The sequence below is a fragment of the Bradyrhizobium sp. ma5 genome, from assembly GCF_042258955.1.
Taxonomy (GTDB): domain Bacteria; phylum Pseudomonadota; class Alphaproteobacteria; order Rhizobiales; family Xanthobacteraceae; genus Bradyrhizobium.
This window is the reverse complement of the sequence record NZ_CP170156.1, coordinates 2,548,153-2,560,936: the sequence shown is the minus strand read 5'-3', so window position 1 is coordinate 2,560,936 and position 12,784 is coordinate 2,548,153. Positions and strand designations below refer to the sequence as shown.

General features: G+C 64.6%; 9 protein-coding genes. 3 read left to right on the top strand and 6 right to left on the bottom strand.

Features of this window, described 5'->3' with window-relative positions:
• Positions 1 to 25 precede the first annotated feature (25 nt).
• Positions 26 to 1,771: a cation:proton antiporter gene (locus ACE103_RS11830; RefSeq protein ID WP_375779562.1), complete on the bottom strand. Its 1,746-nt coding sequence runs from the start codon at positions 1,769 to 1,771 to the stop codon at positions 26 to 28.
• Positions 1,772 to 1,830: 59 nt separating this feature from the next.
• On the opposite strand from ACE103_RS11830, the gene ACE103_RS11825 reads away from it, so the two are divergent.
• Positions 1,831 to 2,373: a DUF3124 domain-containing protein gene (locus ACE103_RS11825; protein WP_374708010.1), complete on the top strand. Its 543-nt coding sequence runs from the start codon at positions 1,831 to 1,833 to the stop codon at positions 2,371 to 2,373.
• A 60-nt stretch (positions 2,374 to 2,433) separates the two neighbouring features.
• Positions 2,434 to 3,672, top strand: coding sequence for a PLP-dependent aminotransferase family protein (locus tag ACE103_RS11820; RefSeq protein WP_375779561.1), 1,239 nt, complete (start codon positions 2,434 to 2,436; stop codon positions 3,670 to 3,672).
• A gap of 109 nt (positions 3,673 to 3,781) precedes the next feature.
• On the opposite strand, the gene ACE103_RS11815 is transcribed toward ACE103_RS11820, so the two are convergent.
• Positions 3,782 to 5,062 carry an amidohydrolase family protein gene (locus tag ACE103_RS11815; protein ID WP_375779560.1) on the bottom strand — a complete coding sequence of 427 codons (1,281 nt, stop codon included), beginning with the start codon at positions 5,060 to 5,062 and terminating at the stop codon, positions 3,782 to 3,784.
• 228 nt (positions 5,063 to 5,290) lie between these two features.
• Here ACE103_RS11815 and ACE103_RS11810 point away from each other — a divergent pair, with 228 nt between their 5' ends.
• Positions 5,291 to 5,506, top strand: a complete 216-nt coding sequence (locus ACE103_RS11810; RefSeq protein WP_375779559.1) for a hypothetical protein — start codon at positions 5,291 to 5,293, stop codon at positions 5,504 to 5,506.
• 91 nt (positions 5,507 to 5,597) lie between these two features.
• On the opposite strand, the gene ACE103_RS11805 is transcribed toward ACE103_RS11810, so the two are convergent.
• From ACE103_RS11805 to ACE103_RS11790, 4 genes are all read right to left on the bottom strand, one after another.
• Positions 5,598 to 6,416 carry an aldo/keto reductase gene (locus ACE103_RS11805; protein ID WP_375779558.1) on the bottom strand — a complete coding sequence of 273 codons (819 nt, stop codon included), beginning with the start codon at positions 6,414 to 6,416 and terminating at the stop codon, positions 5,598 to 5,600.
• Positions 6,417 to 6,634: 218 nt separating this feature from the next.
• Positions 6,635 to 8,215 (bottom strand): alkaline phosphatase D family protein, encoded by a 1,581-nt coding sequence (locus ACE103_RS11800; RefSeq protein WP_375779557.1) that lies wholly within the window; start codon positions 8,213 to 8,215, stop codon positions 6,635 to 6,637.
• A 331-nt stretch (positions 8,216 to 8,546) separates the two neighbouring features.
• Entirely contained in the window at positions 8,547 to 8,978 is a 432-nt protein-coding gene (locus tag ACE103_RS11795) for a hypothetical protein (protein WP_375779556.1), read from the bottom strand.
• A 178-nt stretch (positions 8,979 to 9,156) separates the two neighbouring features.
• On the bottom strand, positions 9,157 to 12,630 hold the full coding sequence (locus tag ACE103_RS11790; RefSeq protein ID WP_375779555.1) for an indolepyruvate ferredoxin oxidoreductase family protein: 3,474 nt from the start codon (positions 12,628 to 12,630) through the stop codon (positions 9,157 to 9,159).
• Positions 12,631 to 12,784: the final 154 nt, after the last annotated feature.

The following is a 12,784-nucleotide window of genomic DNA, read 5'->3' as shown; positions in this document are numbered from 1 at the left end:
ACCAGCAGGTGACAAGCACCGTCCCTTACGGCAGCACCTCGCGCCGGTCGCTGAGCTGGGCGTCCAGCTCGGCGCGCTTGTCGTCGAGCAGACCGGCGTCGGCGGCCTCGATCACCGAATAGAGCTCGCCGGCGTCGCTGAGCCGGGTCACCGTCACGTAGTCGGCGCCGGCCGTGTAGAGGTCGTCGACGCCGGTCAAGAGATCGGCGGTGGCAACAACCTTCGCGGTCGGATTCAGGGCGCGAACGTGGCGTACCAGTTTCTCATTGTCGGCGCCGACCAGGAGGAAATCCGGTACGCTCAGGATGATGATCTCGGCCTTGCCGATGCCGGCATGAACCAGCGTGTCGACATTGCTGATGTCGCCATAGATCACGTGCATGCCGCGGTCGGTCAGCGTGCGGAACACCAGCGGGTTGAAGTCGATCACACTGATCTGCTCGAGCAGCGACTGGTTCTGCCGCTCGATCTGGCTGATCAGCGCGCTCGCGGCACGGAAAAAGCCGAGGATGACGATGCGGCGGATCTCGCCATGTCCCTCCTCCTGGCCGCCCTCCTGCCCGGACCCGCCACTGCCCTCACGTCGATGGTCGAGATCACGCAGCCCGATCCGCTTCAACGGACCGATCAGGCCTCGCACGATCTGATCGCTGCGGGCCATCGCGAAGGTCGAGAGCACCGCCAGCACCACGAAGGCGAACGAGACCGCATTCGCGGTTTCGGTCCCGATATGGTTGGCGGCGACGCCGGTCTGGATCACCACCAGCGAGAACTCGGAAATCTGCGCCAGATTGATCGCCGGCAGCAGGCTGGCGCGCAGGCCCTGCTTCATCAGATAGAGCGGCGTGAACGTCGTGACCAGGCGGCTCACCACCGTGAAGGCCGCGATAACCAGCGCGAGCCAGATCACCTGCAAGCCCGGGATCGGGATTGTCATGCCGAGCGCGACGAAGAACAGTGTGATGAAGAAATCCCTGAGCGTCGTGACCTTGGCGGTGACGTCGAGCGCGTAGGGAAAGGTCGAGATCGAGACGCCGGCGACCAGCGAGCCCATCTCGCGCGACAGATGCAGCCGCTCGGCGATCTCGCCGATCAGGAAGCACCAGGCGAGCGCACCGAGCAGCACGAGCTCGGGCCGGCGCGCGATCTGGTGGAACAGCCGCGGCAGCACGTAGCGGCTCAGCACCAGCGCGGTCGCGACCAGCACCGCAACGCGGGCGATCGACAACAGCACGACGCCGATCTGCAGATTGTCCAGGCTCGGCTGCACCGCCAGGAACAGAATCGCAAAGATGTCCTGCAGCACCAGCACGCCGAGCGTGATGCGGCCCGGCAGCGTATCCAGCTCGCGTTTCTCGTAGAGCACTTTGACGATGATGACGGTCGACGACAGCGCGCAGGCGACGCAGAGATAGACCGCATCGAACTTGCCGCCGCCGATCGCAAGGCCGATCCCGGCAAAGAACGCCACGCCGATCAGGCAGCCGCCGATCAGCTCGCCGGCGCCGGCGAACAGGATGACCTTGCCGGCACGGATGATCTTCTTGAGGTCGATTTCCAGCCCGATCATGAACAGCATGAAGATCAGGCCGAGCTCGGAGATGACGCTGATCGACTCCTGGGACTTGACCCAGCCCATGCCGAATGGACCAATGAAAAAGCCGGCGATAAGGTACGCCAGTATCAGCGGTTGCCGGGAGAAATGGGCCAACAGCCCAATCCCCCAGGCAAACAGGATACAGAGCGTGATATCGCGAATAAGTTCATGCATGCGTCAAAGACTTCCTGTTGCCGCAACCTAGAGGGCCGGGCGTGAGGATCAACCGAGCAATGTGTCACATCCGCGCAGGCGGCATTTTTCTGGCAGTTCTGCTCTGCCTGCTCACCGTGCGCATGACGGAGGCGCTAGCACAATCCTCCGGAAGTATTGAACAAAATTTTGCGAACTCGCTGACCGCGGTGCCATCGGAAGGCCTCACGGCATCCGGTGCATTCTACGTGCCGGTGTATTCCAGCGTGTCGATGAGCCAGGGCAAGCTCAGGGCCGATTTCTCGGTGACGCTGAGCGTGCACAACGCCTCCGAGACGAGGCCGCTGGTGCTGAAGCGGATCGCCTATTTCGACACATCAGGCAAGATGGTGGAGAGCTACCTCAAATCGCCGGTCGCGCTAAAACCGTTTGCGACCGTTGAGGTTTCGATCGCCACAACCGATACCCGCGGCGGCACTGGCGCGAATTTCGTGGTCGACTGGGCGGCCGCCGGCGAGATCGCGGAACCTGCGGTCGAGGCGTTGATGGTCGGCAGCGTCGGCGCCGGGCACTATGCCTTCATCAGCCAGGGCCGCCCGATCAGGCTGACCGGCAAGAACTGATTTCACAGGGGGCTCCTCCCACGGGCCTTCTCAACGACAACAACACGGAGCGAAACGTCCATGTCCACCTCAGCCCAGTTCGACTTTGCACCGCTGCTTCCGGCCGGCCTGCCTGCGCCGGCCGCGCGCTGGACCGGGCTCGCCAAATACAGCTTCGTCGGCGGCAACAACGACCCCGAGCAGGTCCCGGTCGACGGGCTGCTGGAGGCGATCAATGCCGTGCTGAAGCGCGAGGGCAGGAATCTCGCGACCTACAACCTCGCGCACGGGCCGCAGGGCTATCTGCCATTGCGCCAGTTCCTCACCGAGAAGCTGAAGCGCGATGCCGGGATTGCCTGCACGGCGGACGAGATCATGATCGTCTCCGGCTCGCTGCAGGCGCTTGACCTCGTCAATCACACCTTGCTCGCCAAGGGCGACACGGTGCTGATCGAGCAGGAGACCTATCAGGGCTCGCTGAACCGCCTGACGCGGCTCGGCGTCAACGCGGTCGGCATTCCCCTTGATGGCGACGGCATAAGGATCGATGCGCTGGCCGCAGCGCTCGCCGACCACAAGCGGCGCGGTATCACGCCGAAATACATTTACACCATCCCGACCGTGCAGAACCCGACCGGCTCGATCCTCCCCGAAAGCCGCCGCGCCGAGATGCTGAAGCTGTCGAAGGAATACGGCGTGCCGATCTTCGAGGACGATTGCTATGCCGATCTGATCTGGAACGGCGAACGGCCGCCCGCGATCTATGCGATGAGCAAGCATGGCGGCGTGATCCATATCGGCTCGTTCTCGAAGTCGATCGCGCCGGCGCTGCGGGTCGGCTTCATCGTCGCACCCTGGGAGATCATGTCGCGGATGCTGCCGCTGAAGACCGACGCCGGCTCCGGCGCGCTGGAGCAGATGGTGCTCTCGGAATATTGCGCGCCGCATTTTGCGACCCACGTGCCGCGGCTGACCCGTGGCCTGCGCGCCAAGCTCGACACGCTGATGGAGGCGCTGAACGAGCAGTTCGGCACATCGGCCGAATTCGAGGCGCCGAAGGGCGGCATCTTCCTCTGGGTCAAGCTGCCCGATCATGTCGACACCATGAAGCTCTATCAGGCGGCGCTTGCCGCCGGAGTCTCGATCAATCCGGGACCGGAATGGTCGACCAGCAAGGCGCATTCCGGCAGCCGGCTCCGCCTCTGCTTCGCCAGCCCGTCGCACGAGCAGATCCGCGAAGGCGTCGCGGTGCTCGCCGAAGTGTGCCGCAAGGAGTTCGGCGTGCCCGCGCGCAGCAGCAATGTGGAGAAGCGCGGCTAGCGATCGTTTCGCCGAGAGATGGATTGCTTCGTCGCTTCGCTCCTCGCAATGACGGCTGGTTATGTCGTCATTGCGAGCGGAGCGAAGCAATCCATCCTTCCGTTTGCGCCTACCTCACCGAAAACGGCGCCTGATAGGGCCGGCCGAACGGCACGCCGTTGACCACGGTCTGCACCGGCTTCAGCTGCAGATTGCCGTCGCGCTTGTTGTTGCGAGTGTCGACGAAGGTGACCGGGCCTTCGATGAGATCCATGATCGCGACGTCGCCGGGCGCGCCGCGCTGCAGCGTGCCGATCTTCGGGGTGCGGTTGATGATCCGCGCCGGCACCGAGGTCGCCATCGCCACCACCTGATCCAGCGAGGAGCCCATCGCCAGGAACTTGCTCATCACATTGGGCAGGAACGGGATGCCGGGCGAATTGCCGGAGAAGACGTGGATATCGGAGGAGATCGTATCGGGCGTGCAGCCGGCGGGGATCGCGATCTCGGCCACCGTGAAATCGAAGCTGCCGCCGCCATGGCCGACATCGAACAGCACGCCGCGCTGCTTGGCCGCAAGCGCCGCCGGCAGCAGCTTGCCGTCCTGCACGATATTGGTGAAGGCGCCGGACATGTTCGGCGCGCCGGAATAGGCATGGGTGAGGATATCGCCCGGCCGCAGCAGGTCGAGGATGTCGGACATCAACTCCCTGGTCTCGACGCCGCCGATATGCACCATCATCCGCGCCGGCCAGCCGCACATCTCGCAAGCCTGGATGCCGCGCTTCAGCGGCTCGATGCCATGCTTGAAGATGACGTTCTCCGACATCCGTACCTTGACCCCGATCAGGAAGTCAGGGTTCTCGGCAAGCGCCATCGCGCAGGCTTCGACCTGGGCGTTGTCGATGTTGTAGAGCTCGGCGACCGGGAACGCCGACAGGCCGTTGTTGGCGATATGGAGGAAGGCGTAGATCCGGGTCCGCGACTGCGCCACGATGAAGCGCCGCAGCGCCGCGAGATTGTTGACGCCGGCATCGCCGGCCGAGACGACGGTCGTGGTGCCCTGGAATTGCACGAGCTCGTCGGCGGGAATGCCGATCGCCGATCCGTATGGGTAGACGTGGCAGTGCAGATCGACGAGGCCCGGCATCACGAGCTTGCCCGACGCGTCAATGGTCTTGCTGGCCCGCGCGGCAGGGATCTCGTCCTCGATCGCCTCGATCAGGCCCCAGCGGATGCCGATATCGCGCTTTCCGCGCAGCGACTGGCTGGGATCGATCACGTCGCCGCTCTTGATCACGAGATCGAACTTGTCGTCCGGCCCTATCGCCGCCGCGGCCGGCCCTGCGATGACCGCAGCAGCGGCCGATCCCGTACCCTTCAAAAAGTCCCGGCGTGAAAATTTGCTCACAACGTCCCCCCGAACATTGATTTTATGGCGCAATGATGCGTCGGACGCAGTGGTTAGGCAAGACCACCGAAAGACACGGTCACGCTCACGCATCGGTTGTGCAGCGAACGCAAGGCGAGCATTGTGGTGGGACGTTTGCTGAACAGGTGTTCAGGAAACTCCCCCGGTTCCGCAGGAACGTTTCGATGCCTGCACGGTTGCCTCCTCGCATCATTTGAGGAGGATGAGATGAAAAAGATTGGTTTTGTTCTTGCGGCGATTGGTACGCTTGCAGTGGCCGTTCCGTCGATCGCGAGCGCCGAGACCGTCGTGATCAAGCGCGGCCATCACCACTGGGATCGTGGCTGGGGCGCACGCGCCGAGATGCGCCATGACCGTGGCTGGCATCGCGGCTGGCATCATGACCATGACCGCGCGATGGTGATCAGGCGGGATCGCTACTAAGCGCCGGCACATACGAAAGACCGAACAACGGAAAATGGCTCCTCGCGGAGCCATTTTCTCGTTCTCCGTCCTGATCAGGTGCTCGCAGGACTCAGTCCCACGCCGGAGCAAAACCCGGATTGACGCAGCGCATGTCCTTGCGCAGCGCAGCGATCGCCTTGCGGTCGTCGTCGTCGAGCCTGACCTTCAGCGCGTCGAGATTGGCCTTCTGGCTTTCGGCACGCGAGGCCTTCGGTATGGCCGCAACGCCATCCTGGCCGAGCAGCCATTTCAGCGCCACTTGCGCTGCGGTCGCGCCATGCTTGCTGCCGATTTTCGCCAGCGTCTCGTCGGTCGCGAAACGGCCCTGAGCCAGCGGGCAATAGGCCACCAGCGGGATAGATTTCGCCGCGAGATATTTCCGCACCGGCGTCTGGTCCAGCATGGCGTGATATTCGATCTGGTTGCAGGCGATCGGCGCCTTGATGTCCTCGACCACGGTCTTGAGCAGCGCGGTGGTGAAATTCGCGACGCCGATTGCGCGGGTGCGGCCTTCCTCCTTCAGCTTCATCAACGTCTCGAACACGGCAGGCAGCTTCATATTCCGCGATGGCCAGTGCACCAGATAGAGGTCGACGTGATCGAGCCGCAGCTTGTTCAGGCTGGCGTCGAACGCGTTCCGGATCGCATCCGGCGCCAAATTCTCGTGCCAGACCTTGGTGGTCACATGCAGGTTCTTGCGCGCGACCTTCGAGTCGGCGATCGCCGCCCCGATCGCCTCCTCATTGCCGTACATCTCGGCGGTGTCGATATGGCGGTAACCGAGCCCGAGCGCGCTCTCGACCGCCGCGCGGCAGGCATCGCCCTGCATGCGGAAGGTGCCGAGCCCGAGCTGCGGCAGGCTGATGCCCTGTGTCTGCAGATTGTCCATGGATAGCTCCTGACGCGTGGGACGCCGATGTCATCGACGACGTCACGCCAGCAAATCGTCTGGTGGGAATGAAATTGGCAGAACTGCCAACGCGCAGTCTGCCCGCAAACCGGACTTTCGGGCAAGGCGCTGGCAATCAAGATGTCGCGACGAGTCCTGGTTTGACGCGTTTTTTTTCACGCGAACCGGAACTCCACTTCGCTCGAAAACGCTATGGCCTAGATATGTTCCGCCATGATCTGGCCGGGCCGCGCATCCGGCCGCGGCTCGATGTCGACCGACCAGAGATCGTGGTTGTCGACGTCCTTCAGCGTCACCATCATCACGCCGGTCTTGCCGTCGATGTCGACGCGGCCGAAGAATTGCAGGCCGAAACACGGCGCGAGATTGTCGCCCTGCTCGGCTGAGCAGCCCTTCTGGTACATCGCCTTCGGGCCAAAGGTGTTGTCGAGCTCGCCCGGCGACCAGGTGCCGGCGTGCAGCGGGCCGGAGACGAATTCCCAGAACGGCTCGAACTCCTGGAACACCGCGCGGTTCGGATCATAATGATGCGCGGCGGTGTAGTGCATGTCGGCGGTGAGCCACACCGTGTTGCGGATGCCGGCGCGCTTCATGAAGGACAGCAAATCGGCGATCTCGTGCTCGCGCCGTTCCGGCGGGCCGTCGCCTAGCGCGACCGCATCCAGGCTGACGAGGCCGATCGGCAGATCCGCGGCGATCACCTTCCAGACCGCATCCGACGCCACCAGCTCCCGCTTCAGCCAGGCAAGCTGGCTCTCGCCAAGGATGAACGCCTGGTCCGGATCACCCTGCTTGTTCCAGCTGGAATCGCGATAGGAGCGCATGTCGATGACGAAGACGTCGAGCAGCGGCCCGTAGGGCATCTTGCGATAGACCCGGCCGTCGCGCTCCGGCATCAGCCGCATCGGCATGAATTCGTGGAAGGCGCGGCGCGCCCGCGCTACCAGGTGCGAGGTGCCGTCCGTATCGTAGCCGGTCGCGTCGGCGGTGCCGAGCGGCGACCAGTCATCGGCCACCTCGTGGTCGTCCCACTGCGCGAACATCGGGACCTCGGCATGGAAGGCGCGAAAATTCTCGTCGAGCCAGTTGTATTTGTAGTTGCCGCGAAACTGCTCAAGAGTCTGCGCGACGACGGATTTCTCCTCGGTGACGATGTTGCGCCAGACCTCGCCGTTCGGCAGCGTCTGCTCCGACGGCACCGTGCAATCCGCATAGATGTGATCGCCGGAATGGATGAAGAAATCCGGCCGCTCGTTCAGCATGGTGCGATAGCTGCGCAAGCCACCGCGCGCGGGGTCGATGCCCCAACCCTGCCCGACCACGTCGCCGGACCAGACGAACGAGACCGAGCGGCGGTCGGCCGGTGCGGTGCGGAAATGCCCAATGCGGCTTTCGCCGGCTACGCCGTCGCGGTCCTCGAAGCTGACGCGGTAGAACAGGTCCTGGCCCGGCGGCAGACCATCCAGCAGCAGTTTTGCGGTGAAGTCGCGCTCGGGCAGCGCATCGGCGAACGCGGTGCGCAGGATGGTGGTGAAGCTCTCGACCCCTGCGCATTCGATCTGCATCCGCGCGGCGCGATCTGCGCGCGCCCAGATCACAGCCGAGTCGCTGGCGACATCGCCGGACTGGATGCCCGCGATCGCGGGCCGATCCGCGGCACGGCTCAGATAGGGCCTTGCCAGCGTGCCCAATCCAGCCAGCGCCGCCGTCGATGCCGAGCGCACCAGAAGCTGACGCCTTGTGAGGCCTCGCCGCCTCGCGGAGATCGCTGTCGGCATCGAACAACCTTCGTCGAATCGCAACGAAGGTTTTGCCTGCGCCGTTTGACTCCGCCCTTACGGTTTCTTGACTCTGTGCCGACGGTTTTGCGACAGCGGGATGACCCGAGGGAGATGGAGATCTTAACGGTGTCGTCAGGCGCCATGCGCGCAAACGCCAAACCCGTTATCCTGAGGCGCGAGCGGAGCGAGCCTCGAAGGATGAATCGGCCCGGCTTCGAGAGCGTGGCCGATTCATCCTTCGAGACGCCCGCTTCGCGGCCTCCTCAGGATGACGGGTTTGGTATTGGTGCGACGCGCGCGCAAGCTGGCGTGAGATCGCCGAACCGCTTCACCGCTGCCAGTTGCAGATGCCGCCGGTGCGGCACGGCCAGGTCTGGATCCTGGTGTCGCGGGCTTCCGCATCGAGCGGGTTCGTGTGTCGCCGCGCCAGCTTGGCGCGGGCCGGAACCTGCGTCGCTGCGCGCTTCGGCTCACGCGGCGCCGTCACCTTGGCCGTCCGCGCCGCCTTCTGCGGCTCGACTTTCGGCTGATCGACCTGCGGCTCGACATTGGCGTGCTGATCCGGGCTGCGATCGGTCTTCGCCTCGACCGGAATCGGCGCGAACTGCGCCGGCGGGCCGAGCGGCTTCGGCGACAGCACGGCCTTGGAGAGGTCGAGGCTGAAGAACTCGCTTGGACGATAGTCGTCAGCAAACGCCACGCCACCCAACGCCAGGCACGCGGTGCAAACAGTTGCAACAAAAGCGCTTTTCAGGACCATCAACGGGCCTCCTGAAATCACTCGAACAGAACAGCCGTTATGTAGGGGCCCGGCCGCGCGAATCCAGCCGCGACCGCGGGCAGGGTTACCGGTCAACCAAGGCGGCCGTGGAAAGTTCCGCCGCCCACCCGCCTCAAGCCCCGTTCCAACGGGATCGGAACGGGGAAAACGCTCGAGCCTACTCCGCCGCCTGCGCCAGCGGCTGGCCGATTGCGCGCTCGAGCCGCGCGCATTCGGTGCGATAGCGGGCGACGTTGCCTTCCTTGATGTGGCCGTAGCCGCGCACGAGGTCTGCGGCCTTCGCCAGCGCCACCAGGCGCTGCAAATCCACCGGCTTGTTGCCGTCGAGGTGACGCAGGATCATCGCCGAGTAATCCACCGGCAGCGCGCGCTCCATCTTGCGCTCGGCGGTGTAGCCGAAGATATCGAACGCGGTGCCGCGCAGGCACTTCAGCCCCGCCAGCAGGCCGAACGCCTTGAAGATCCACGGCCCGAACTCGCGCTTCTGCAAGCGCCCGGTGACGGGATCGCGCTGCGCCAGCAGCGGCGGCGCCAGCATGACCTTCAAGCCGGAATTGTCCTCGAACTGCTCTCTCAAGGCCTTGCTGAACTCGCCGTCGGAATAGAGCCGCGCGACCTCGTATTCGTCCTTGTAGGCCATCAGCTTGAACAGGCCCTTTGCAAAGGCCTCGGTCAGATCCTGCGAGCCCGGCGTGGCGGCAGCCTCGGCAGACCGGACGCGCGCGACATCGTCGAGATAGCGCTTCGCATAGGCCGCGTCCTGATAATCGGTGAGGAATTTGGCGCGGAACGCGATCGCGTCATCCAACGTCTTCTTCGCCGGTGCCGCGCCTGCATTCTTGAAGCGCGCGGCGCTGATCACGCGCTGCAGATCGTGCGCGGCGAGCCGGCCCCACGAGAACGCGGTCTTGTTCATCTCGATCGCAGCGCCGTTGAGCTCGATCGCCTTCAGGATGGCTTCGAGCGACAGCGGGATCGCGCCGCGCTGGAATGCAAAGCCGAGCATGAAGGCGTTGGTGGCGATGCTGTCGCCCATCAGCGCGGTCGCAAGCCCGGTGGCATCGAGGATGTCGAGATCATCCGGTCTCACCGCGCCGTTCAGCGCGTCGCGCATCGAGCCGGCTTCAAAGTCGATATCGGGATCGATCACGAAGCTCGCGGTCGGCAGCAGGTCGGCGTTGACGACGGCGCGGGTGACGCCGCGCTCGGCGCGGCTCAGCGCCGGCACGCTGGTGGCAACGACGAGGTCGCAGCCGAGGATCAGATTGGCATTGCCAGGGGCGATGCGGACCGTGGTCAGCATGTCGGACGTGGGCGCGAGCCGGACATGGCTCATGACCGCGCCGTTCTTCTGCGACAGGCCCGTGAAGTCGAGCGTCGAGCAGGCGAGCCCCTCGACATGCGCGGCCATGCCGAGCAGCGCGCCGATGGTGATGACGCCGGTGCCGCCGATGCCGGTGATCAGGATGTTGTAGGGGCTGCTCAATGCGGCCGCAGCCGGCGTCGGCAAATCCGCGAACAGCGCCTTGGGATCGGCGGCAGTGCGGTCGGCCTTGCGCAGCTTGGGGTCCTGCACCATCACGAAGCTCGGGCAGAAGCCCTCGATGCAGGAGAAATCCTTGTTGCAGTTCGACTGGTCGATGCGGCGCTTGCGGCCGAGCTCGGTTTCCAGCGGCTGCACCGAGACGCAGTTCGACGCCACCGAGCAGTCGCCGCAGCCTTCACAGACGCGCTCATTGATGAAGACGCGCTTGGCCGGATCGGGAAACAGCCCACGCTTGCGGCGACGACGCTTCTCGGCGGCGCAGGTTTGGTCGTAGATCAGGACGGTGAGGCCCTCGATCTCGCGTAAGGTGCGCTGCACGGCATCGAGCTCGCGGCGATGGTGGATGGTGGCGCCGGACGGGAAGTAATTGGCGGGATATTTGTCCGGATCGTCGGAGACGATCGCAAGTTTCTTGGTGCCCTCGGCCCAAACCTGATGCGCGATCTGCGCCACAGTGAAGCCGCCTTCGGCGGGCTGGCCGCCGGTCATCGCGACCGCGTCGTTGTAGAGGATCTTATAGGTGATGTTGACGCCGGCCGCGGCCGCCGCGCGCAGCGCCAGCAAGCCGGAATGCGTGTAGGTGCCGTCGCCGAGATTCTGGAACACATGCTGTTCGCTGGTGAACGGCGCCTGCCCGATCCAGCTCACGCCCTCCGCACCCATATGCGAGATGGTCTGGGTGTTGCGGTTGGGCACCGACAGCGCCATGCCGTGACAGCCGATACCGGCCATGGCGCGGCTGCCCTCGGGAATCTTGGTCGACGAGTTGTGCGGGCAGCCCGAGCAGAAATACGGCGTGCGTTGCAGCTTTGCGGTGCCCGCGCCTTCGGCTGGGCGATCGAACGCCTCGAGCTTTGCCAGCCGCTGCTCCAGCAACGGGCTGTGGTGACCGAGCTTGCGCAGCCGCGCCACCACGGCGGCCGCCACCATGGTCGGCGTCAGCTCGCCCTCGCTCGGCAGCAGCGGCGCGCCGCTCTCGTCGCGCTTGCCAACCACCGAGGGACGCTTCGATGCGTCCATGTTGTAGAGGATACGGACCAGCTGATCCTCGATGAAGCCGCGCTTCTCCTCGACGACCAGCACGTCCTGCAAGCCTTCGGCGAAGTCGCGCGCGCCGCGCGCTTCCAGCGGCCAGGTCAGCGCCACCTTGTAGATGCGCAGACCCAGCGCCTGCGCGTCGGCATCGGTGATGCCGAGATCGGCGAGCGCCTGGCGCAGATCGAGATAGGCCTTGCCGGTCGCCATGATGCCGAGCCGCGCCGGCTTCGAATCCAGCACGATGCGGTCGAAGCGGTTGGCGCGGGCGAAGGCCGCGACCGCCTCCATCTTGGGCCCGTGCAACCTGCGCTCGGCATCGAGCGGCGGATCCGGCCAGCGGATCGAGAGCCCGCCGGGCGGCATCTCGAAATCGTCGGGCATGATGATCTTGATGCGATCGGGATCGCTGACGATCGAGGCCGAACTTTCGACCGTCTCGGAGATCGCCTTGAAGCCGACCCAGCAACCGGAATAGCGCGATAGCGCAAAGCCGAGGATGCCGAGGTCGAGATAATCCTGCAGCGTCGCCGGATTGACCACCGGCATCAGCGCCGAGGCGAACACCTGCTCGCTCTGATGCGCCAGGGTGGAGGACTGACAGCCATGGTCGTCGCCGGCGAGCGCAATCACGCCACCATTCGGCGAGGTGCCGGCGGAATTGGCGTGCTTGAGCGCGTCAAGCGAGCGGTCGACGCCGGGACCCTTGCCGTACCAGATCCCGAACACGCCATCGACCTTGGCCCCGGGGAACATGCCGACCTGCTGGCTGCCCCACACCGCGGTTGCCGCCAGGTCCTCGTTGAGGCCGGGAACGAAGGCGATGTCGTGCTCTTTCAGAAAGGATTTCGCCCGCCACAGCGCGTGGTCGTACATGCCGAGCGGCGAGCCTCGGTAACCGGAGATGAAACCCGCAGTGTTGAGCCCGTGCGCGCGGTCGCGTTCGCGCTGCAACATCGGCAATCGGACCAGAGCCTGGGTACCGGAGAGGAAGATTCGTTTCGTATCCAACCGGTACTTGTCGTCCAGTCCAACTTCCATCAACGCCATCAGTTTCAGGCTCCCCGCCGATCAGGTCACGCCGGTCCGAACCGGTCTCATTGTCTTGCCCATGATCATGCATCAGCATGCACTGATTTTGTTATGCATGAACAGCCCCGTTCCATGGCCGCAGAACATATCTCGTGTTGCGTATCCGAGGCTT

What these genes read in the sequence shown, in the direction of transcription:
- ACE103_RS11795 (WP_375779556.1), bottom strand. Translation starts at nt 8,978, where the DNA reads ATGGTCCTGAAAAGCGCTTTTGTTGCAACTGTTTGCACCGCGTGCCTG.
- ACE103_RS11830 (WP_375779562.1), bottom strand. Translation starts at nt 1,771, where the DNA reads ATGCATGAACTTATTCGCGATATCACGCTCTGTATCCTGTTTGCCTGG.
- ACE103_RS11825 (WP_374708010.1), top strand. Translation starts at nt 1,831, where the DNA reads ATGTGTCACATCCGCGCAGGCGGCATTTTTCTGGCAGTTCTGCTCTGC.
- ACE103_RS11820 (WP_375779561.1), top strand. Translation starts at nt 2,434, where the DNA reads ATGTCCACCTCAGCCCAGTTCGACTTTGCACCGCTGCTTCCGGCCGGC.
- ACE103_RS11800 (WP_375779557.1), bottom strand. Translation starts at nt 8,215, where the DNA reads ATGCCGACAGCGATCTCCGCGAGGCGGCGAGGCCTCACAAGGCGTCAG.
- ACE103_RS11790 (WP_375779555.1), bottom strand. Translation starts at nt 12,630, where the DNA reads ATGGCGTTGATGGAAGTTGGACTGGACGACAAGTACCGGTTGGATACG.
- ACE103_RS11810 (WP_375779559.1), top strand. Translation starts at nt 5,291, where the DNA reads ATGAAAAAGATTGGTTTTGTTCTTGCGGCGATTGGTACGCTTGCAGTG.
- ACE103_RS11805 (WP_375779558.1), bottom strand. Translation starts at nt 6,416, where the DNA reads ATGGACAATCTGCAGACACAGGGCATCAGCCTGCCGCAGCTCGGGCTC.